The organism is Streptomyces sp. NPDC003038 (assembly GCF_040611115.1).
In the GTDB taxonomy this organism is placed as follows: Bacteria; Actinomycetota; Actinomycetes; order Streptomycetales; family Streptomycetaceae; genus Streptomyces.
On sequence record NZ_JBEXNN010000040.1, the window covers coordinates 1 to 21496 of the forward strand.

Below are 21496 nucleotides of genomic sequence, written 5' to 3' on the forward strand. Positions count from 1 at the left end.
CCGTTATCTGTTAGACACCCCCCTGTTTCCCCCCCACAGCGCGAAAAACCCGTTCTGCGGGGGGGGTTTTGTCCCCCCCCGGCGGGGGCCCCCCACCGCCGGGGGGCGCCCCCGCTTCGTCGTGTCCAGGCGGGTGCCGATTGGGTCCCCCTCAGGGGTGAATTTCTCTCGCTTACGCGGGCGCAGCAGGGGTGCATACCTCCCAACTACGCCTAACCAACGGGTACTTGACATTTTTCGGTATGTACCGGCACCTTTCGGGCATCGCCCGGGGTGGGTGATGCCGAGGAGGGAGGAGTCCGTGATGGGCAAAACGCTGCGCACCGTGTACGACCAGGACCAGGCCGCCGCGCGGCTGCGGGTGCCGAGGCCGGAGTTCCGCTGGGCGGTGGCTTCGGGCGTGGTGCCGGCCCCGGACGCCGGGCCGGGTCTGTGGTCGCGGGCCGCGGTGGAAGTCATGGACGCGGAGGAGGTCCGCGCCGCGCTGGGGGAGGACGGCCCGCTGTACGGGTGGCAGGTTGCCGACCGGCTGGCCGAGGCCCTGCGCACGCCGAACCCGCCCGGTGGCGGTTCGGCTGTGGTGGGTGTGGCGGCGCTGGTGGAGCTGGTGGCTTTATTCACGGGTGGTGGTTCTGGCTCAGGTTGTGTGATCCGTGCACTGTGAGTGATCGCGCTAGCCGAGTGCATGAAGGATCAGCTGCACCTCTTGGCGCCATTCAGTCGCGTCGCTGCTGTCCACCCAGCCCTTGGCCAGCTCGGATCCGTCTCCAAGGACGCGGTGAAGTGCTAGGCGAGCCAGAGCACGCAAGGAGGCGGGCAGCTGAGGCAGCGGCTCGTCAGGCCCGTCCTTGGAGGAGATCACTACCTTGCTGCCTGGGATCTGAGCAGCGACCAGCGCAGCAGCGGCAACCGCCTCTGCTTCGTCCCCGCCGTCAATACGAGGGCCGGATTCCGCGACTCGCCGTAGTGCTCCCTCAAGAGCACTGATGATCTGTTGGGAAGCGAGCCCCCTGAGCCCGTCAGTGAAGTCACCAGCGAGATCACTGTCGAATGGTCCGGTTCCCCACGTGCCCATGCTCGTCTCCTGGTAGTCGCTGGTTGTGCGGGGGGACAGCATTTCAGCAGGCGCTCACAACGTTCACGAAGCGAGGAGTACTCGCTTGCCGCCGGCCTCACCCTCCCCTGGGACTCGGGCGTCGTCGAAGGGCACGTCAACGATGACGGCGTCACGGTCTCGGTCGATGCCCGCGGCGAGGGTGTGGAGGCTGGGTAGGTTGTCTTGTCTGACGGCGTCGAGCCAGGTCGGCAGACGCTCGCCCTGACGCTCGGTGAGCATGCTCGCGAAGGACCGTACGTGCCTGGTGAGTGAGTCGATCTCGGGGCAGTTGGCCCGGACGTTCTTCAGCTGGAGGTGTTCGGTCTCGGAGAGGGTTTCCGGGCGGTGGAGGATCCATCCGGCGACGGCCCGGGGCGAGGGCGGCCGGGCCGTCACGGGCCGTGGCGAGGTGCGTTTCCGGCGGAGGTAGGCGCGAACGCGCTGGTAGCTGCCCTGGTAGCCGAGTGGGACGATTTCTTCCCATAGTTTCCAGGCGTTGGTGTGACCTTCGTTCCAGCGGTCGTCGAGGTAGGTCTTGTACTCGTCGAGGATTGAGGTCCTGGTCTGCCACTGACCGGTGAAGAGGTTTTCCGGCGTGGCAGCGTCCGCGTAGCGTTTGACAGTTCGGCTCGTCATGCCGAGTTGCCGCTGGATCGCGCGGCGGCTGTGCCCTGCCTCCACCAGGGCATGGACCGTGGCATGCGTTGTCCGCGTCCGGTCGGCGAACCGGTGGCCGGTCGGCCATGGTGAGTCGGACGACTCCTCTGTCGGGCCGGGCTCCGTCTAGGTCGGTTCAGTCGTCTGAGGGACCAGGACGCGCAGACATTGGCGGTGCTGGGCGATGCTCCGCTCGGCAGCCTCGCTGAGGTTGTGCCAGAGGTGCCACCGGTCCGCGACCTGCACGGCCTGCGGGGCGCCGACGGTGGCGCCCTCGGCGGCGAGACCGATCGCGGCCAGGGTCGAGCGGAGCCGCTCGGTCCGCTGGCCGTGCCTTCGGGTCAGGCCGGGTATCTGCTCGACGAACGTACGGCGCCCGCACCCGGCGTTCCGGCAGGCGAACCGGCGCACCCGCAGCTGGAGTACGACCCTTCGCCCCGCACTCGGAAGATCAGCGGGAAACCACAGATAGGAGCCATGAACCTGGGCGGACCATCCTCCGCAACCCGGACACGAGGCGCCTGTGGCGGTGCACCGCACATCAACACGCACTATCGCGATGTTCACGTCGACCGACAGCACTGCGACGTCCGCGATCGACGGGAACAACAACTCATCCAGCCGGAGCAAGATCTCATTCACAGCCCCGAACTGTCTGCCCAGCCACTCATGCCACTGCTCGTTTTGAGGCAACTTCCCGAGGCGTCGCAGGGAGTTCAGTCGTCACTCACAGTGCACGGATCACACAACCTGAGCCAGAACCCGAGTTTTGAAGTCACCAGGGTGCTTGCCAGGGCAGCATCGGGATGCTCCTGGTGAAAGGTCCTGGTCATGCCGCAGATGTCGAAGGTCGAGCTGTACGCGGCGATCCGGCGCGACCACCGCGGCGGCATGAAGATCCGGGAGATTGAGCGCAAGTACAACGTGTCGTGGCGGACGGTTCGCAAGGCCGTTGACTCGGTCTGGCCGGAGCCCCGGAAGTACGGTTTCGGCTCATTCCAGGTCCTCCCATCCCCATGAGGGAGCGGCACTTCCATCGGGCTCTCGCCCGAATCGGAACTGCTTCGGATCGTCAATCATCGTGATGAACTGAGTGAAGCGACCTGCGGCCGGAAGGCGTGCGGCCAGGGCCGCAGCCTGGTCGTCCGCCCCGGCCATCCGCAGCTTTTCCACCAGTTGGCCTACCTTGTGAGGGTCGTCGAGGGAGACGTGGGCGCCGGCCCATGCGGCCAGGGCGGCGGCCTGCTCGTCTGCTCCAGCCCCCGTCACGCTGTCCAGAAGTGCGCCCACCACGTAGGGGTCGTGCAGGTCGACTGCTCCAGCCGCCGTCAGGCGTGCCAGGAGCCAGCCCTCGAAGCTCAGGTCGTCGAGGGCAGCGGCTCCTGCGGTCAGGGCCGCGGCCTGGTCGTACATCACGGCCATTCGCGGCCTTTCCGCCAGTTGGCCTCCCTTGTGAGGGTTGTCGAGTGCGACGTGGGTGCCAGCACGTGCGGCCAGGACTGCGGCCTGCTCATCCGCCCCAGCCGCCGTCAGGCACACCAGCAAGATGGTCACTCCCAAGAGGTCGTCGAGGGCGCCGTGGGCGGCGGCTCGCGTGGCCAGGGCTGCGGCCTGCTCATCCGCCCCGGCCGCCGTCAGGTGCTTCAGTAGCGCGGCCACGGAGCTCAGGTCGTCGAGGGCGCCGTGGGCGGCGGCTCGCGTGGCCAGGGCCGCGGCCTGCTCATCCGCCCCGGCCGCCGTCAGGTGCTTCAGTAGCACGGACACGGAGCTCAGGTCGTCGAGGGCGCCGTGGGCGGCGGCTCGCGTGGCCAGGGCTGCGGCCTGCTCATCCGCCCCGGCCGCCGTCAGGCACACCAGCAAGATGGTCACTCCCAAGAGGTCGTCGAGGGCGCCGTGGGCGGCGGCTCGCGTGGCCAGGGCCGCGGCCTGCTCGTCCGCCCCGGCCGCCGTCAGGTGCTTCAGTAGCACGGACACGTTCCAGAGGCTGTCGAGGTTGACGTGGGCTGCGGGGTTGCGGGCAAGCAGGGCGGTGGTCTGCTCGTCCGCTCCGGCCGCCGTCAGGCTCTCCAGCAGCGAGGCCACGTCATAGGGGTGGTGGAGGTTGACGTGGGCTGCGGGGTTGCGGGCAAGCAGGGCGGTGGTCTGCTCGTCCGCTCCGGCCGCCGTCAGGCTCTCCAGCAGCGAGACCACCGAGTCAGAGTCCCCGAGGCTGACGTGGGCTGCGGGGTTGCGGGCAAGCAGGGCGGTGGTCTGCTCGTCCGCTCCGGCCGCCGTCAGGCTCTCCAGCAGCGAGACCACCGAGTCAGAGTCCCCGAGGTTGACGTGGGCTGCGGCCCACTGGGCAGGCTTGGGGTCGGTGGGGTGCAGAGAGTGGAGGAGGTCGACGAGGGCGGCCGGGGCGTGAGAGTCGCCGTGGGTTGTAGCGCGCTTGTGGAGTTGGGCGGCATCCCGGTACAGCCCGCGCTTCCTTGCGGCGTCGCCGAGCGCGTACAGGTCCGCAGGGTGGGCGTGGGTGGCGGCTGCAGTCCAGAAATCGATCGGGGGGACCTGGTCGGCGCGGTGGCGGCGGCCGTACTGGTCGAGGTAGTCGGCCAGTTGGTAGTGAGATCCCGCCGTGTCTCGGGCGGAGTACCTGGGGGTGGACTCGCTCACGGCAGTCGGACGGTGGTCGCGGTGGTTGCGGGGAGTGCCCGTCTTGACGGGGGTGAGGATGCCGGGAATGCCATTGCATTCCCGGGTGACGTAGTCGAGGGCCTGTGGCAGCCAGTCGCCGGTGGCGTTCCACTCGGTGTCGGTGAAGTAGCCGGGGACGGCGTCGGCGAGCCAGGCCAGCGGAATGTTGGGGCCGGCGCCGAGACGGCGCGCGTCCATGGCTGCGTTGATCAGGTGCCTGGTGGCCCCCTGGGCTGTCTGGTAGCGGTCCATCAGAACGGGCACCCCGGCCAGGTACTGGGTGATCTGTGCGGCAGGCGCCCGTTCGGCGGCCTCCACAAGTCGGGGATCGCTGCCGGCCGTGGCCGTGAGCGCCGTGAGGTCGGCGTCGTTGAACACGTCCGGCACGTCGATTCTGTGTCCGCGCAGCAACTGCCGGGCGTGGGCGTGGCGGTCCTGGTCGGTGCGTGTGGTTAGGGTCGCCCAGTGCTGTGGCCATAACGTGGCGAGCACCAGTACCGGGCCGCGCCTCACATCGTGCAGCAAGTTCCGCAGGCCTGCGGCGACTTGTTCCCCGAGCGGGTCCGGCCCCAGGTAGTCCTGGGCCTCGTCCAGCCACACCACGGTCCGAGGGGCGATATCGGGTAGTTCTGCCAGCAACGCGTCAGGGCGGGTCGGGGCGATGGGATGCCACAGCCGCCACGTGTCCGGAAGTTTCCGAGCCGCTTCCCACAGCGCTCGGGTCTTGCCGGTGGAGGAACCACCGACCAGGACCGCGATGCCGCTCTGCCCAGCCGTCGCGGCGGCGACCAGTGTGTCCAGTCGGCCGTTAAATTCTCGCGGGACGTAGGCGGGCAGGACACTGAGCCGGTCGCGGGTGGCACCGGAATCAAGGGCCGGGTGGACCTCCAGGTCGGCCAGGACGAGCTCGTCGTCGAACTCCTCGATCGGCCGCCCCGCCCCCTTGGCCATTCGGGCTTCAACCCACAGCCCGCGCACCCGCGCGGCCAGATCCTGCCTGTCCCAAGCGGCATAGCGGGCCAGTACCACGGCAACAGCGACCACATCGGCCTGCCCCGGCGGCAGGACGCTGCCGCTGATGCAGCGGCGGATGGTATCCCGGCTCGGCAACCCCAGCAGACTGTCGTCCTCGGCGGCGATTTCCCTGGCGATCACATCCAGGCTCGGGGCACCCGCCGCCAGGTACACCTCGTACAGCAGGTCCTTCAACTCCCGCAGAGCCCGGGGCCATCCCACACTCGCCCGCTCCAGTGCCCGCGGCCGCTTGGCCGGGCCGCCCCCCGCGTCGCGACTCATCGCACCATCATCCTCCATCCGTGGCCTCAACACGGGCTGAACAGCCGCGATAGCGGCGCCGGTCGGCGCCTCGTCGCAACCGGGAGTCGATCTTCACGCGGCACCGAACGTGGGCAGCGAGCCTGCCGGCCGCTCACCCGCTGACCACGACCTTTGGAGTTCCCATGTCCCGCAAACCTCTAACACGCCGCGAACGCCTAGCCCTGACCCGCGCCACCTTCACCGGCCTCATCTCCGGAACCGCCCGCGCAGTCACCGCCTGGCTCCTGGACCAGCTCACCTCGTAACCTCACACCCGGGCAATCACCAGGACACTTACACCGGCATGTTCCGTGTGCCACACACGAGGCATCCCGGGGGCGGCGTGTCGGAGAACATGCGCGTCTGAGGCCGTGGCCCGGGATCTGCGGCCCTGGTGCCAGCGTTGGCCCCGGCAGCGTGCTGCCGGGGCCAGGCGATGCGGGGGAGGTTCGGGTGCCCTTGGAACGCAACGGCCGTACCAACCGCGAGATCGCCGTACAGCGTCCCTGCACCGAGGCACTCCAGCCGCGGGTCTACCTCGAATCCCTCGGCAACCAGACCTACCGCATCCAGTGGCACCACCCCGAGATCGGCAAGGGCTGCCTGGGCGTCGACGAAGCACTGGTCGAAGGATCACAGCTGCTGTCCCCCGGCGACTGCACCAGCGCCCTCGGCCAGCAGTACCGCCTGGAGCCCTCCGGCAGTGGATACCGACTGCGCCCCATGGACAGCGACGTCGGCGAAGCCGGAGGCTGATCTGGGCTTCACTGTTCTGGTCAAGGCGCCCCTCGGTCCTCCAGGCCGCACCTGTTCAACCGGGCCGCTACCGTCGCCTTCAGCTCGAGCCCGTCACCGTGTGACGCCGCCGCTCACTCGGCCACGAACTCTAAACGCTTCGCCGTGTGGAGTTCGTTCAGCGGCACCTGCCGACGCTTCTCCCCCAAACGTACGCGTGGACGGCCACGTCGGCGTGACGCACAACAGAAGCCAGCTTGTCCAGCACGCCGACGACCCGCTCGACCCCGAGATGGACTCGGCCCCCGACGTGGGCATGGTGGAGGGCATCGGCGTCAGCCTCGGCGTCGGTATCCCGGAACTTCTCAAGCGCCTCCTCGTCGGGGTGAGCGCGCCTTGGCTACAGGCTGGTCCTCTCCTCCTGCGCGGTGTTCCCGTCCTCGGCGGCATCGGGGGCGTCCTCGGCGCTCTCCGCAGTGCGGCGGTAGTAGGGGTGGGTGGAGTCCATCCTGCGGGCGAGGTGGAGGGGGGTGGGGGTGCTTTGGCGGACGTCGGAGGTGATGCCCTGGTTGGTCAGGACGGCGGCGACGGCTCCGATGAGGTCGCAGTCGGCGTCGGGGCTCTGGGCGATGACGGTGAACCGGGTAGCGGTGTGGGCGTAGCCGTTCTTGCTCTGGCTGCCGCTGTCGAAGCGTGTCTCGTCCTTGCCGAAGCGGCCGGCGGGGCCGGCGGCCCAGGTGCGGGGGACGTTGACGAGCAGGAGGTCGGGGTAGGTGACGGCGCCGTCGTCGGCGGCGAGTTGGAAGAGGCTGTTGGTGGTGTCGGTGGCGCGCCAGGTGCCGTCGCTGGTGCGCATGTGGGCCCCGGTGGGGCGGCCGATGCGTTCCAGGTCGCCGATGACGCGGACGGTGGCCAGGGGTCGCTGGGCGCGGGGGAGGCTGTGGCCGGGCAGCCAGGACGCCGGCCGGGGCATGCCGGGCGGCGGGTCCTGGCCCAGGGCTTCGTCGGTGAGGCCCGCCCAGATGTACTCGGCGGCGTCGCCGTCGACGTAGAGCACCGCGGGGGCTGCTGCGGGGAGTTGGGTGCGGGTGGCGATGAGGGCCTGCTCGACGACGTCCGCGGCGGCGCGGGCCTGGAGTGTCTCGTCCGCGGCGGCGCGGTATCCGCTGACATCCCAGGCGAGGTCGGAGGCGTGCAGCGCGGTGGTGGCCGGGCTGTGGGACTGCCACTGCCCGGCCTGGGGGCTGTAGGCCCAGACCTGCCAGGGGGCGTCCTTTCCGCCGGTGGGGCGCATGGCGGTGAGGGTTGCGGTGATCGGTGCCGGTTCGGTGGTGCGGCGCTTGCCGGGTGTGCGGCGCTGGGCGTGGCGGCGGACGTGGATGCCGATGTGCCACCAGTTCTCGAGCGGCAGTTTGCCGAACGCGGCACCGAGGCGGTGGTCGGTGGCGCCGACGCCGCTGAGGATCTCGCGCAGCACGTTCGCGGTCGAGCTGTCGAGGCCGCTCTGGCGGGAGGCGACCTTCTTCGCGCGGTACTTCTCGTTGTAGGGCTTGCCCTCCCGGGTGTGGGTGGGGACCGGCGGCGGGGCCTGCTTGATGTACTGGGAGGTCGCTGCGAGGCGCGCGAGAGCCTGCTTGGAGGGCCACTTGCCGTCCTCGTTCTCGGCCTTCTCGCGGGCTTCGACGCTCGGGTACCAGCGCTCGGGGTCCCAGTCGGTCTCGCAGATCGCCGCGACGAGCGTGTCCTTGCGGGTGTGGGGGGCGAGCATCTGTGCCAGGTCCCGCTCGCGCTCCGCGCTGGTGCGCGGTCCGTGGCCGAGGGCACTGGCCTTGTCGTGGAGGAAGACGACCTCGATACGCCCGCCGACGGCGGGTTCGGCGACGCCTTCGACGGCCTTCCAGTCCTCGCCGGGGCCCCACTGGGCGGCGATCGCGGCCTTCACCCGAGCGCGGACCTCGTCGGTGCTCCACAGGACGGGGACGAGGAGGGTGCCTACGCCGGCAGCATCCAGGGCGGCGGGGATCCGTTCAAGGGGGATCGGTCCGCTGACGCGTGAGCCGCTCTCGGTGGGCGGCACCTTGATGCCGGGGAACTCGATGAACACGGGGCTGCGGTGGCTGTACTTCTCGCACCGGGTGTCGATGGCCTCCTCGACGCGGCGGAAGAACTCCATGCCGTGTCCGCGGCCCAGGCCGGGGGTGCGGACGCTGGCCGGGGCGACGGCCCAGACCGGCCCCGGGGCGGTGTCGGCCAGGGCGTCGTCGGCGAGGTGCTCGGGGAAGGGCGGCACGTTCGCGCTCAAGCGGGGCAGGGCGGCCAGGCGGCGGCTGGCGGCGACCGCAGGGACGTTCAGGCGGCGCTTCCATGGCGGGCCGTCGGTGACCGCGGCGACGATGAGCGGCTGGTCGGGGTTGGCCAGCAAGACGGTGGCGACACCCTTCCAGGAGGTGGTGAGGAGAGTGGTGGTGGCGTTCACGGTCAGCGCGTGGCGCCGGGAGTGCCCGCTGGCGGCGGTGCCGATGGTGATACGGGGCAGCAGGTGGCGCACGATGCCCTTGCGGTCGGGTTCGGCGGGCAGTTCGTGGCCGATCGCGGCCAGGCGGCCGTCGGTGCACAGGGCGAAACGGACGGGGGCGCCGTTGTTGCGGGGCCACTCGAGGGCGGCGAGTTCCTCGGCCAGGCGCCAGCGGGCGAGTTCGCCCGGCCACCAGCCGCGCGAGCGCTTGCCGGCGCTCGGCGGCGGGGGCAGGACGGCGGAGCGGGGCTCGGCCCGGGCGAGGAGTTCGGCCAGCTGTTCGCCGATGCGCCGGCCGTCGGGGCCGGCGACCACGGCTTCGGCCCAGTAGCGGAACACGTCGCACCGGTCCTCGGCGCTGATCGGCGCCGCGCACAGGAGTTCGTAGCAGCCGTCGTTCCACTGCCAGCGCACCCAGGTGCCCGCCGCCGCGCGCAGGACACACTCCAGCGCCCGGTAGGGCGGCTGCACGTCCAGACCGGTGCTGACGTTGCGCTTGTACTCGCGCGAGAGCTCCATGGCCAGGTCCATGACGGGGGCGTCGGGCCGGTAGGCGATTACCTCGCCCAGGTCGGCGGGAGCGGTGCGGAACTGCAGCAGGCGGGCCTGCTTGCGGGCGACGCTGTCGAGCGGGCGACTCATGCGTACTCTCCCAGGTAGGCGTCAAAGCCCGCGCGCAGCGCGGGGAGCAGGTGCTGGGCGTGGGCGTACTCGGCGATTTCCTCGATGGTGTGGCCGTAAGAAGCGCCGAGCTGGGCGAGGTCGTCCTGCGGGGACTGATCGAGCAGCCCACGGATCAGGGTGGGCAGGTCGGATCCCCAGGTGGGGTCGTGGAAGGCGCCGTCGATGAAGTGGAGCTCGACGTGGGTCTGCCCGCGGCGTCCGCGGCCTGCCAACTGGACGCTCTGCCCGAGGAGGGTGGCGACGAGTTCGTACTTCAGCTCGTCGGGCAGGGCGGAGAAGCGCTTGGGCGCGTTGAGGCTCAGGCGCAGGTGCGCGTCGGCCGCCGCGCGGGCCCGGGCCAGGACGGCGGCGGGGTCGTCGCCGGGCACGGTGTCGCGCCAAGCCCGGGCGGCGACACTGGCCGCCAGCACCGGCGGGTCGTCGGCCGGCATGACCGGCCGCACACCCATGGCGATCAGGGTGATGGCCGACACGGCGACGCCCTCGAACACGGTCAGCACGTTCAAGCCCCGCTCGGTGCGCGGCAGCGGCGAGATGAGCACCTCGCCGTCGAGGTCCGCCAGCTCCGCGAAACGGTCGCGGGTGAGCTGGCCGATCGCGTCGCAGACCGGCGGCAGAGAGAGGTCGGGGGTGTCCGCGACGGCGACGTAGATCCGCAGCCGCCGCCCGAGGGCGAGCGCGGTGTCGTACAGGGTCTGGGCGAACAGGCGGGCCTGCCGGTAGGAGTTGACGGTGATCAGGGCCCGCGCGCGATGCCGGGTGCGCGCCTCCGCGGCAAGCCGGTCCAGGTCGCGCACCAGGCCCGGTGCGTAGCCGGCGGCCAGTGAGATGACCCGCTGGTCACGTTCGCGGTAGGGGGTGCTGCCGACGGCCAAGAGCTTTCCGTCGGCGACGGGGGTGCTGTTGAAGATGGTCAGACCATCGCGGAGGGTGTCGGGCATCGCCCAGTCGGGGCGAGCGAGCAGGTGGATGCGTGCCGCGCCCGGCATGAAGCCGGTGGCGGACAAGCCCAGGACAGTACGCTGGCGGCCGCTGAGGGCGAGGGAGACGATGCTGCCGAGGAACTGCGTCTCGGTGTGGGGGTCGGCGCGCAGCACCTCCATCTTCAAACTCGCATGGGCACCCGGATCGTCCAGCCCCTCGAAGCGGAACCCGCCCAGCTGGCGGCCCAGCGGCCCGAACGGGACGACGGTGCCGGCGCCCTGGTGGCCGATCGCGTCGGCGAGCTCGGAGGCCGCGTCGATGCCGTGCCCGGCGAGTTCGCCGGCCCTGTCCGTCAGGTTGAACATCGTGTGGACGATGGCCGTCAGCCACGTCTTCATCAGCAGCGCGTGCAGGACGCCCGCGGTGACCTCGGTGCGCGTGAGCGCCCTCACCGACTCCGGCCGGTCGAGCCCGCGCTGCGCCGGCACCGTGGACTCGGCAGGTGCTCCGTCGGCTCCGCCCTCGGCAGCGCAGAAGGCGGGCAGCGCGGCGGAGACGATCTCCCGCAGTTCGTCCTTGAGGGGGGCAAGCTGCCACTCCCCGCCCTCGTCGATCGTGAGCATCCGCTCCAGCACGCCCGGGACGGGCAGCAGCCGATCCGGCAGGACGGCGCAGGAAGGGCGGTCGCCCGGCCGGGTGGCCACGCGCGGGAGCAAGGCCTGCAGACAGTCGGCCTGCTCGGCGGTGGCCGCAGCGTCAAGGTCCACCCCGATCAGGTTCTCCAGCAGATGCCGGTCCCAGTGATGAGGCTGATACCAGCGCTTGCGGTCCTGCAGGACCTGCCGCGTCCGGCGCGGGTCCTGCCCGCGGGCCAGGGCCCGCGCCTGGGCGACCTCGGTGCAGACCTCCTCCCCGGCCACCAGGTCGAGCAGCTGCTCGGCCAGGAACACCGCCCGGGTCAGGGGCCGGCGCACGGCCACCGCCAGCCGCGGCGGCGCCTGGTGCAGGCTGTCGCGAATGCGCCGCAGCACCGTGGTTGGGCGGGAGCGGGACGCGAGCTCCAGCACGCCGCACTCGTCGAACCCCCGCGCCTGGTAGGCGTCGACCTCGTCGACGACCACATAGGACGCCAGTCGCAGAAGGAACTCCCGCACGCTGATGCTGGTGCGGACCTCCCCGTCGACCTCCACCGGAACCTTGATCATCCCAGACTGGAAGCAGGCGTGGGTGGTCACGATGATCCTGGCCGTCGTCGCGGCCTCGACGTGGGAGAACTTCCCGCAGGACGACACATACGGGCACAGCGCCCGCTCCGGCTGGCCGAAAGCATCCGACGCCGCGACCGTGCACGGCTCCCTGCCGGCCTCGAAGGCGTCGCGTCCCTCGAGCTGCGCCTGCGCGGCGCACCCGTAGGCGGAGTTGTTGACGAGGAAGGCGATGCTCGCCGAGGCCTGCGCCAGCGGCACGCCGGTGCCCTCCAGCTTCGCGGCGGAGCGCAGCGCGAAGTTGTACCGGCTGTTGGGGGCGATGAACGGCGTGGCCGTCTCCTTGACGCCCGCCGCCCCCAGCTCCTGCTGCAAGGTGGAGGCCTCGCCGTAGACGTCGCCGTTGTCGCTGACCACCAGCACGGTGGTGCGGCCCAGGCCCGCCTGCTGGATCGCCAACCCCCGGCCGAAGACGTTCTTGCCCACGCCCGGGGGCGCACTCAGCAGGTGGATCCGGCCCGGCGGCAGGACGACGGGCTCCAAGGGGCGCTGCCCGCCACCGATGGTCCCGCGCAGCAGCAGCGCGATCTGCTTCTCGCGGAAGGCCGGGCCCTTCATGCCCTGGTCGGTGTCCCGACTCTGCCAGCCGAGCTCATCGGCGTCCACCACCAACTCCACCGACGGCGCGGTCACGACCCGAGGCGGCCTGTACACCCCCTGCTCGTCGGGGAAAGCGAGCTGGACCCGCCCACGCGATGTCGGCGCCGACCAGCCCGATCCGCTCGCGACCCGCAGCGGTCGCCGGCGCCTGGCCGGCGCGAGCAGGCGTTCGGCGACGTCCGAAGGGTCCTGCCCGTGAGCCGGCAGCACTTCAAGCGCCCGCCCCCGCTCGCTGTACCCGAGCGCGTAGAGAGCGGGCAGCGGGTCGTCAGCGTCCGGGGTGTGGAAGACGTCGTAGACGGTCCGTTCGACGTGGTGCAGTAGCGCCTCCCCCCGATGGCGGGTGCCCAACAGCGCGCCGAGGCGCTGCTTGTCCGCCTCCGACCACTGCTCCCAGCCCGCCACGGCACGCGGCGCGTGCCCGCTCAGCAGGACATGGGCGTCCGCGACGCGCACCACCTGCTGCCCGTCGCGGAACCGGGCGGGAAGAAGATACTCGGCCAAGGCCAGAGCCCCGGCAAGCGTCCTGCTCACGCCCCCTCCACCTCCGCCACCAGGTCGGCATCGGTCAGCACGCGCGCCCCGCTGCCCCGCACCACCCGACGCAGCAGCGGCAGGTACCCCCGCAGGTGCTCAGGCACCACGAAGCACAGCTCGCCGGGCCCCTCGGGATCCTCGCGCAGCTTCTGGGCCAGCCCGTACGGGTCGGCCCAGGTCTTGACGTCGACGCGCCACGCCCTGGACCAGCCGGGACGAGTGACATGCAGGTCATAGGCGTCGCCGAACGGCCACAGCCGCACCTCCGCGCCCAAGGCGACCAGCCGGTCGCGCAGCTCGACCTCCAACAGGCCCGGGAGCGTCACCCACAGCCACAGGGCGTAGGGCAACGCCACGTAGCCCTCCACGGGCAGCAGCTCCGGCACGGTGCGCAGTTCGCCGTACGGGGCCAGGCACCAGCCCTCCACCGCAGTCGGCTCGGCCCGGTACCGGGCGCCCAGCAGGCTGTGGCGCTCGTCCTCACACTCGACATCCACCACGCCGTTGGGGCGGTAGGTGGCCCGCATCGTCCATCTGCACATCGGACACGCTGCCCACAGGCCGCCGAACTGCCGCGTCGGGGAGATACCGGTGTACGCGCCCAGCTCGACCAACGCGGTGTTCCGGGACAAATCACGCCGTGTCAGGACGGGCGTGCGGACCATCGCCTTCCGGCCCCAGGTGTACGCCTCGAAGCCGGCGGCCCTCAGCGCGCGGAAGACGGCGTGCTGGACGGTCTCGCCGGAGATCCGCGACAGCCCGGTACTCACCGGCAGCATCCCCACCGCCCGCAGCAGGCTGTGCAGATGGCGGATGTCGGCACCGATCCCCGGGGCCTGGTGGCCGTGCTCAGAGGCCTCCACCGCGAGCCGGTGCAGCGCCGAGCTGGGCATGCCGTCGTCATCGAGCAGCCACAGCTTGCCGAGGACTGATCCCTGGGGCCGTCCCGGCAGGAGGTCGGCCACCCGGCTTCCGCGGAGCCGACGGGCGAACACCTCGTACGACGGTGCCTGCTCAAGGACCCCGAACGAGCGCACGTAGCGACCATGGCACTCCATCAGCAGCCGCATCCGTCCCTGTGCCTCGCCCTCACTGCTACTCAAGGCCAGCGCCGCGACCACGCAGGCGTCGAGCGCTGCGCGCTGGTCCCCGTCGAGTTCTTGAACGGCCGCTGCCGTCCCGGCCACCGCCGACACCCCGGTCCTCCCCGCACCGCATCGAGCCCATGCCACAACCTCAACCCCTCCGCGCTGTGGGAGGGCACGGGAGTTCGGGGACCTTCCCCCGATCCGGTGATCTCGGTCCGACGTGCGCGGTGCGGTGGTCTTCCGGACGGACTCGTGTCCGGCTGCCTCCGGATCGGGGCCAGCAGCGTCGTGCCCCCAACAGCGCTCCATAGGCGACGCGGAAGCTGCGCGGGCCCCGATCGGGTGTCTCGGCCCGATCCCGCCGTGTCCTGATGAGACGGCAGAATCCGGGTATGAGACTTAGAGGTCGTATCAGTTGGGGAGGCGGCGGTGACAGATGAGGGCTGCGGCTATGCCGATGAAGGCCAGAAAGTGTTCTGCCTTGCGCTCGTAGCGCCGGTGGAGCCGTCGGCAGCCCGTGAGCCAGGACACGGTTCTCTCGACGACCCATCGGTGGCGGCCGAGCCGTTGTGAGGACTCGATGCCCTTGCGGGCGATGCGGTGGCGGATGCCTCGTTTGCGGAGCCATCGGCGCAGGTGGACGTAGTCGTAGCCCTTGTCTGCGTGCAGTTTCGCGAGCCGTCGTCGGCGAGGTCCACGGCGGGAACGGATTGGCGGGATCCCGCGTACGAGCGGCTCCACGCCGAGGCTGTCGTGCATGTTGGCGCCCGAGATACCGAGGGAGAGGGGCAGTCCGTTCCGGTCGGTGATCAGGTGAATTTTCGATCCAAGTTTGCCGCGGTCGGTAGGATTCGGTCCGGTCAGTGGCCCCCTTTTGCCGCCCGAAGGCTCACCGAGTCGATCGCACACCGGGACCAGTCCAGCTCTCCGCGCGCGCCCAGTTCGTCGAGGACCAGGCGGTGGAGCTTGGCCCAGACGCGAGCTTCGGTCCAGTGCGTGAATCGGCGGTGGGCGGTCTGCCAAGACGCCCCGAACATGGGTGGGAGCTGTCGCCATGTGCAGCCAGAGGTGGCAACGAAAAGGATCGCCAGGACTCCGCGGTCGTCAGCCCTCCGACGTCCACCACCTTGCGGGCGCACCGGCACCGCGGGCATCACTCGGACGAAAAGCTCCCACAGCCTGTCTGGCACTAGCTGCCGCACCATCTCCATGTCATGACAACGAGGACCCCGGCCGTCCGTCGCCACGGGGGGTGCTCGATGCTGGCACGAACAATTCTCGGCAGCATCTCGAGGTGCATGACCACGATGAGCGACTACCTGCAGGCCGTCTTCGCCATGCTCGGCCCCGGAGAGGAACGCCACGCCGACCCTGCGGCCTGGCTCAGCCTGGAGGAGGAGCTCGGCAGAACCTTTCCGGCGGACTACAAACAGATCGTCGACGCCTACGCACCCGTGCAGATCAACGGACACCTCACCCTGTCCCACCCCGCGTCAGGCTGGTGGAACCTGGGCGAGGAGATCCGCTCGGCATCAGAAGTCTGGTCCAAGAGTGCTTGGGATTCCTACATCACTGGACCGGACGACGATCCTCGCATCTTCTGCCAACTCCCCCAGCTCAGCTTCGGAACCACCGACGGCCTCATACCCATCGCCGCCACCGACCAAGGCGCCGTGGTCTTCGTAGCCCCGCAGGTCCACGGGTTCTCCGACGGCGTAGTGGTTCTGGGGTCGGAGGCTGACTGGGTCGGACATGCCATGACCTTCGCCGAGTGGCTGTACCGCTACCTCATCGGTGAGGAGATGGCCGGCTGGGACAGCACAGTCTTCTACCCCGGCCCCGTGTGGCTGGAGTACCCACCCGCGGGACCAGGCCAACCCGCACGCGAGGCATACGCCCAGACCGCGGCATGTGACCTCAGCACCAACTGATACAAACTCTTAATGCCGTCGGGAGCCAGCATGCGTCACACCACACCGCCACGACCCTTCGACGTCGCGGTGCTCTTCCCGCAGCTGGCTCCGTTGGCCCGCACAGCCACACGGCTGCATCCCCGTCCCGGATCCCCCACACCGCACGACAGCTCAGTCGGCGGCCCGCTGCTCTGGCCCGCCGACGAGCCCTGGCCGCACTGCGACGCACCGCACGAGCAGGAGACAGCCAAACCCCTTCTCTCGCCGGACGACGTGCGGGCGTGGCGCCGCCATCGGAGAGCATGCGAAGAGCGGCGGCGTCTTGACCCGCAAGGCCCCTGGGCGACGCCCGAGGAACTGGCCACAGAGAAGCAGATCCCGGCTGGCCGTCCCTGGCCCGACGGCCCGATCGCCATGCTGCCCGTCGCTCAGCTGTACGTACGCGATGTACCCCTGCTTCCCCGCCCCGCACAGTACTTCCCCGCCCCGCACAGTCCGACGCGGACCTACTCCAGGTCCTTTGGTGTCCCTTCGATCACCCCGAACATCGCAAGACGGCATTGTTCTGGCGCTCGGCCGCGACGGTGACGAAACCCCTGGCCACACCGCCTGAACCGTCGGCCATCCGGTTCGAAACATACCTGCCGGAACCGTGCCTGCTCACACCGGAACCGGTCACCGAATACCCCAACTACCTGGAGCTGAGCCAGGAGCTCCAGGACCAACTGGGAGACCTGAGCCAGTGGCAGGCTGCCGCCGGCCCAGCGCTGGGCAACTCCTATCGGATCGCCCCCCAGGAGCGCTACATGGACATGCTGTCCACGGCCCCGGGTTGGAAGACCGGCGGCTGGACCCGGTGGGGCCTCACCGACCCCATCCCGCGGCGCTGCCCCGAATGCGACTGCGAGGCTGAACCCCTGCTGACCATCGCCACCACCGAATGGGCTAGCGGCGGCCAGAGCTGGGCTCCTGAAGAAGAACTGACACACCCCACCATGGTCCTCCCCGGCGACCCTCCGGCGAACTTCACCATGATCGACATCGCCAGCGGCTACGACCTCCAGATCCACACGTGCCCGGTATCCCCGAATCACCCCCACATCGAGCTCATCCAATAACGGGTGCTCCTGACCTCGGCCGGTTCGTTCCTCACGCCCCTACAGCCGACAAGGATGCAGTGCCGTTTCGCCGGTGAACTGCTGTCCCCAGCAGGGGTGAACCAGGTGCCGGGGGACTGTTGCTGATGGTGTGTGGGCCGCTACAACCGCAAAATGATGATCACGATGCGGGCCGCGGTAGCGGCTGCCGCCGCTCTGGCACTGTCCCTGCCCGCCACCACCGCGACCGCCGACGAGCAGCATGCCCTGCCGCAGGTTCTCCCGATCGGGGTGGCAGTGTCCGCGCTCCCACTCGCGGTCGAGGACCGGACCGGCTACCAGCGCAGCGCCGGATGTCTGCCACCCCGAACCCGGGCCGGACCTCAGCGGTCCACTCCGTGAGCAGTACACCCAACTCGTCCGGCAGCTGGGCGGCAGCGTCGTACGCATCGGCGACGGCTCCGGCAAGCTCAACCCCCTCGACTCTGGCCCCCTCAAGCACACGGTCCGTTCCCTGCCAGGGGAGCGGCGCAACCTCCTGCTCGACGTTCTCAACGCCCGCCGACTCGAAACGCTCGGCGCCCTCCTCTCCACCAAGCACGGCCTCGGCCGGGCCGCCGACGAGATCCAGCGCTCCGCCCTGACCTGCGCCGTACAGCTCGCCGCCGACGCCTGCCCCGGCGAAGACCCCATCGTCCCCGACGTCATCACCGTCCTGCGCCAGGCCCCTGAAGCCCTGCGGAACCGCCTTGCCGCGCACGACGCCACCTACCAAGACCTCACCCGCTCCGTCATCGCCGGCCTGGACAACCGCTGCGGCGGGCCCCTCAAAGGGCTCTTCGACGGGCCGACCACCGCCGACCTCGATCTCAACTCGCCCGCCGTGTCGGTCGACATCTCCGCACTGCGTTCCCGAGGCTCGGACACCCTGTCCGCAGGCATGATCGCCACCTGGGCCTACACCTACTCCAGCATTGACTCCGCCCGGTCCACCGGACTCATGCAGCGCCGCCTGGTCCTCGACATGGACGAGATGTGGCGGGCGTTGCGGGCCGGCCCTGGCCTCGTCGACTCCATGGACTCCATCGGCCGCCTCTCCCGTGGCGACGGCGACGTCACCATCTACGTCACCCACTCCACCCAGGACGTCGAATCCCTGCCCACCGAAGAGGACCGGGCCAAAGCGCGCGGCCTGATGGATCGCTGCGACACCTGGGTCATCGGCGCCTCCACCGACGAAGAACTGGCCCACGTCACCGGCAAACGCCAGCTCACCGAACAGGAGCGCGCCATCATCAGCTCCTGGTCCTCCGCCACCAGCACCGGCCTCGACGCCGGAGACACGGTGCACCCCGGCCGCGGCAAGTACCTCCTGAAGATCGGCAGCCGCCCCGGCATCGCGGTCGCGATGGAGCTGACCGCCACCGAATCCCGGCTCTACCACACCGACTACAAGAAGAGGCCCGCGCGCTGATGATGACGGATTCCGACCGCAACTGGGTTGCCGGAGCCTGCTTCGTAGGAGGCGTGGTAGCCCTCTCCGCCGCGACCTGGACCGGCGCCGCCATCGGCACGCTCGCCACGATCGAGCCCGTCACCTCGGACCTCACCCCGTACACCGTGCTGCGCATGGTCCGTGACTGGTCGTCCGTCTGGGCGCCCTCGCCGATCGCGGCCGGCATCGGCGCGTTCCTCTTCGACCTGGTCGTCGTCGCCGCACTGGTGTGGGGGGTCAAGCTCGGGCTGCGCTGGTTCTATCACCCGCGTGACATGGCCACCCTCCACCAGGTCCGCGACCTCGCCCCCATGCAGGCCGCCCGCACCGCCACCCGGCTGCGGGCCTCCCTCAAGGGCGTCCCGCCGAAGGAGATCGCCCCGGCGGACCGGGGCGTCCTGCTCGGCGATCACATGCCCAGCGGCGTTGAGCTGAGGGGCAGCGACGAGGACACGTTCGTCGCGACCATGGCCCCGCGCGCGGGCAAGTCCACCTCACTGGCCATCCCCGTGGCCGAAGAGGCGCCTGCCGCCCTGCTGATGACCTCCAACAAGGCGGATGTGTATGCCGCCACCCTCACTTCGAGGGGCCGCGTGGGCGACATCTGGGCCCTGGATACCCAAGGCGTCGCCCGTATCGAGCGCGCGATGTGGTGGGACATGCTCGCCGAAGCCGAGACGCCCGAGCGCCTCGCCAGCCACTTCATCGCCCAGATCAGCAGCGAAGGCGCCGACCCGTTCTGGTCCCAGTCCGCCAACGACCTCCTGGTCGGCCTGTTCCGTGCCGCCTACCACGACGGCGCCGGCATCAAGGACGTCCTGTCTTGGGTCGCCAACCCGGCCGAGAAGGCACCCCTGCGGATCCTCTACCGGCACGAACCGGTGCTCGCCGAGCAGGTCGACGCCAGCATCAACATCGCCGAAGAGACGCAATCGGGCATTTTCCAGAACGCTCGCACCGCGCTGTCGGGCCTGCGCGACGAGAAGGTCCTCGCGTGGGTGACCCCCGACAGGACGCGCCCCCGGTTCGACCCGGAGGAGTTCGCGCTCTCCAAGGGCACCCTCTACCTGCTGTCGAAGAAGGGTGGCCCCGCCTCCTCCGTCGTCGCAGCCCTCGCCGACGCGGTGTTCACCGCGGCCGCCGAAGCGGGAGAGCGCCACGGCGGTCGGCTCCCCGAGCCGATGCGCGCAGTGCTCGACGAGGCCGCGAATATCTGCAAGATCGCGGACCTCCCCGACTTGTTCAGCCACCTCGGCTCCAGGGGCATCAACCCGTACGTTATCCTCCAGTCCTACCGCCAGGGCGTGAAGGCCTGGGGCGAGGTCGGCATGGACGCCATGTGGTGTGCCGCCACCAAGAAGGTCATTGGCGCCGGCGTCGACGATCCGAAGTTCGTCGCCGACATCGCCACCCTCGTCGGCCAGCACACCGTCCACCGCGGCTCCTACTCCAAGAGCCGAGACGGCGGATCCACCTCCGTCGGAGAACAGCGCGAGCAGATCCTCGAACCCGCCGAGATCCGCGCCATGCCCAAGGGCAGCGCCCTCCTCCTGGCCACCGGCATGCCGATCGCACAGATCCAGCTCCGCCCCTGGTACCAGGAGGAGTCCATGAGGCACATCGGCCCGGAGAAAGACGCAGAAGAGGCCTTCATCACCAAGCGGGCGGTCGCCGCCTACGAAGAGCAGAAGGCCGGCCGCCGTGCCTGCTAGCCCCACCGCAGCGCCGGGTACCGTGATCGAGGACATCGAAGACCTCAAAGCCCAAGTGCAGGCCCTCGCGGCCGAGGTGAAACGCCTCACTACCCCCGCCGAAGAGAGCGAGGCAGCCGCTGAGGCAGCGGAGAAGGGCGAGGCTGTGCCCGAGGAAGAGGGCTGGCAGTTCCCGCCCTTCATCCTCCTTCTCGACCAGCCGGAGTACGACGAAGAACTGCGGGCCCTGGCGGAGTGGGTCGAAGGCGTTCTCGTCCCCGGATACCTCGACGAGGCCTCCGCCGACGCCCGCTGGTGCCACCTATGGACCGAGCACCCCGTTGCCATCGCCCGAATCCATGCCCTCTGGCTGGCCTGGCAGGAACTCACCGACCCCGCCACCTGCGGATACACCGGCCCCAGCACCTGGCTCCGCGACCACTACGACCCGTGCATACGCGAACTACGCGCCTCCACCGGGCCCTTTCAGGGCTGCACGAAGGGCGAACACCAGCTCGCGCACCGGCTGCCATCCGTGGTGCCCAGTGCCTGGAGCCACGCCGAGTCATAACGATGGCCACAGACCATGGGGTCCGTGGCCATCAGCCAGCTGCGCCGGGCTTTCCGGACCAATTTAATGGGGAGTGATGAATCGTTGATACTTCAGGGCCCAAACTCCTGACAGTGTGCGAATTTCCCGGGCGCTTCCTTCGTCCATTCCGCCGGCGAGCAGTGTTGATGATTGCGCTTGGCATTCTTCCTCGAAAGTGGCTACTTCGGGAGTGCGGCCAAGGGTGCGGTCGAGTTTTTCTGCGGCGCTTGATGCGAGTGATGCAAACTCACCGGCGGATGTTGATTCACCCTGTAGAGCCTTAAAGAGTGCTCGATTGATTCGAACGTAAGCCGTCACAAATTCCCGGGAGATGCGAATGGAGGGAATATTGCCAACCAGGAGTTCGTTCGCCTCGCTGGCGTCGTTCAAGAGTTGTGGCCTGATGGAGTATCCGCGAAATGAGCGCCAAGTGGCGCTGATGGCAGAATCAACTCGGTAGAAGGTGTTAGCCTGCTTTTCGCTGTCGCAAGCGGCGAAAACGGCTCCCCCGATTCTATTGGATGCTGAGCAGCCGAAGGCAATCGTCTCCCGCCCGCCAAGGAATTGCATTGAGAAAACCACTCCAAAGATATGTGTTATGGGGCCGAGAAGTTGGA

Annotated in this window: 18 protein-coding genes; 9 read left to right on the forward strand and 9 right to left on the reverse strand. The window is 69.6% G+C overall.

Features of this window, described 5'->3' with window-relative positions; translation table 11 throughout:
- Window positions 1-304: 304 nt before the first annotated feature.
- On the forward strand, window positions 305-664 hold the full coding sequence (locus tag ABZX75_RS30530) for a hypothetical protein (RefSeq protein WP_355416201.1): 360 nt from the start codon (window positions 305-307) through the stop codon (window positions 662-664).
- 9 nt (window positions 665-673) lie between these two features.
- On the opposite strand, the gene ABZX75_RS30535 is transcribed toward ABZX75_RS30530, so the two are convergent.
- The 3 genes from ABZX75_RS30535 to ABZX75_RS30545 all read right to left on the reverse strand — a co-directional run bounded on the left by ABZX75_RS30535 (window position 674) and on the right by ABZX75_RS30545 (window position 2395).
- Complete coding sequence (locus ABZX75_RS30535) at window positions 674-1075, reverse strand: DUF4259 domain-containing protein (RefSeq protein ID WP_355416203.1); 402 nt, start codon at window positions 1073-1075, stop codon at window positions 674-676.
- A 63-nt stretch (window positions 1076-1138) separates the two neighbouring features.
- Window positions 1139-1732: a hypothetical protein gene (locus tag ABZX75_RS30540; RefSeq protein WP_355416205.1), complete on the reverse strand. Its 594-nt coding sequence runs from the start codon at window positions 1730-1732 to the stop codon at window positions 1139-1141.
- 147 nt (window positions 1733-1879) lie between these two features.
- On the reverse strand, window positions 1880-2395 hold the full coding sequence (locus ABZX75_RS30545) for a transposase family protein (protein ID WP_355416207.1): 516 nt from the start codon (window positions 2393-2395) through the stop codon (window positions 1880-1882).
- A gap of 189 nt (window positions 2396-2584) precedes the next feature.
- Between ABZX75_RS30545 and ABZX75_RS30550 the strand changes: the two genes are divergently transcribed.
- Entirely contained in the window at window positions 2585-2773 is a 189-nt protein-coding gene (locus ABZX75_RS30550; protein WP_355416209.1) for a hypothetical protein, read from the forward strand.
- On the opposite strand, the gene ABZX75_RS30555 is transcribed toward ABZX75_RS30550, so the two are convergent.
- Window positions 2747-5722 (reverse strand): hypothetical protein, encoded by a 2976-nt coding sequence (locus ABZX75_RS30555; RefSeq protein ID WP_355416211.1) that lies wholly within the window; start codon window positions 5720-5722, stop codon window positions 2747-2749. The genes ABZX75_RS30550 and ABZX75_RS30555 overlap by 27 nt on opposite strands.
- A gap of 164 nt (window positions 5723-5886) precedes the next feature.
- Here ABZX75_RS30555 and ABZX75_RS30560 point away from each other — a divergent pair, with 164 nt between their 5' ends.
- Entirely contained in the window at window positions 5887-6009 is a 123-nt protein-coding gene (locus ABZX75_RS30560; protein ID WP_355416213.1) for a hypothetical protein, read from the forward strand.
- Between the two features lie 187 nt (window positions 6010-6196).
- Window positions 6197-6499, forward strand: a complete 303-nt coding sequence (locus ABZX75_RS30565; protein ID WP_355416215.1) for a hypothetical protein — start codon at window positions 6197-6199, stop codon at window positions 6497-6499.
- A gap of 379 nt (window positions 6500-6878) precedes the next feature.
- On the opposite strand, the gene ABZX75_RS30570 is transcribed toward ABZX75_RS30565, so the two are convergent.
- The 4 genes from ABZX75_RS30570 to ABZX75_RS30585 all read right to left on the reverse strand — a co-directional run bounded on the left by ABZX75_RS30570 (window position 6879) and on the right by ABZX75_RS30585 (window position 15296).
- A complete protein-coding gene (locus ABZX75_RS30570) occupies window positions 6879-9635 on the reverse strand; it encodes an RNAseH domain-containing protein (RefSeq protein WP_355416217.1) in 2757 nt (918 codons plus the stop codon).
- Entirely contained in the window at window positions 9632-13000 is a 3369-nt protein-coding gene (locus ABZX75_RS30575; protein WP_355416219.1) for a hypothetical protein, read from the reverse strand. Before ABZX75_RS30575 ends, ABZX75_RS30570 begins: the two co-directional genes overlap by 4 nt.
- Complete coding sequence (locus tag ABZX75_RS30580; RefSeq protein WP_355416221.1) at window positions 12997-14190, reverse strand: hypothetical protein; 1194 nt, start codon at window positions 14188-14190, stop codon at window positions 12997-12999. Before ABZX75_RS30580 ends, ABZX75_RS30575 begins: the two co-directional genes overlap by 4 nt.
- Before the next feature lie 312 nt (window positions 14191-14502).
- Window positions 14503-15296, reverse strand: a protein-coding gene (locus ABZX75_RS30585; RefSeq protein WP_355416266.1) for an IS5 family transposase whose coding sequence is annotated in 2 segments (ribosomal slippage) — window positions 14503-14961 and window positions 14964-15296 — 792 coding nt in all. Because the reading frame shifts where the segments join, the coding sequence is not laid out codon by codon here.
- A 93-nt stretch (window positions 15297-15389) separates the two neighbouring features.
- On the opposite strand from ABZX75_RS30585, the gene ABZX75_RS30590 reads away from it, so the two are divergent.
- The 5 genes from ABZX75_RS30590 (at window position 15390) to ABZX75_RS30610 (ending at window position 20858) form a co-directional block, all read left to right on the forward strand.
- A complete protein-coding gene (locus tag ABZX75_RS30590) occupies window positions 15390-16022 on the forward strand; it encodes an SMI1/KNR4 family protein (protein ID WP_355416223.1) in 633 nt (210 codons plus the stop codon).
- 566 nt (window positions 16023-16588) lie between these two features.
- Window positions 16589-17122, forward strand: coding sequence for a non-ribosomal peptide synthetase (locus ABZX75_RS30595; protein ID WP_355416225.1), 534 nt, complete (start codon window positions 16589-16591; stop codon window positions 17120-17122).
- Between the two features lie 241 nt (window positions 17123-17363).
- Window positions 17364-18575, forward strand: a complete 1212-nt coding sequence (locus ABZX75_RS30600; protein ID WP_355416227.1) for an ATP-binding protein — start codon at window positions 17364-17366, stop codon at window positions 18573-18575.
- Window positions 18575-20308 (forward strand): TraM recognition domain-containing protein, encoded by a 1734-nt coding sequence (locus ABZX75_RS30605; protein ID WP_355416229.1) that lies wholly within the window; start codon window positions 18575-18577, stop codon window positions 20306-20308. The genes ABZX75_RS30600 and ABZX75_RS30605 overlap by 1 nt, the downstream gene beginning before the upstream one ends.
- Window positions 20298-20858: a DUF4913 domain-containing protein gene (locus ABZX75_RS30610; protein ID WP_355416231.1), complete on the forward strand. Its 561-nt coding sequence runs from the start codon at window positions 20298-20300 to the stop codon at window positions 20856-20858. Before ABZX75_RS30605 ends, ABZX75_RS30610 begins: the two co-directional genes overlap by 11 nt.
- Window positions 20859-20921: 63 nt before the next feature.
- Here the strand turns inward: ABZX75_RS30610 and ABZX75_RS30615 are convergent, their stop codons facing one another.
- Window positions 20922-21449, reverse strand: coding sequence for a hypothetical protein (locus tag ABZX75_RS30615; protein WP_355416233.1), 528 nt, complete (start codon window positions 21447-21449; stop codon window positions 20922-20924).
- Window positions 21450-21496 lie beyond the last annotated feature (47 nt).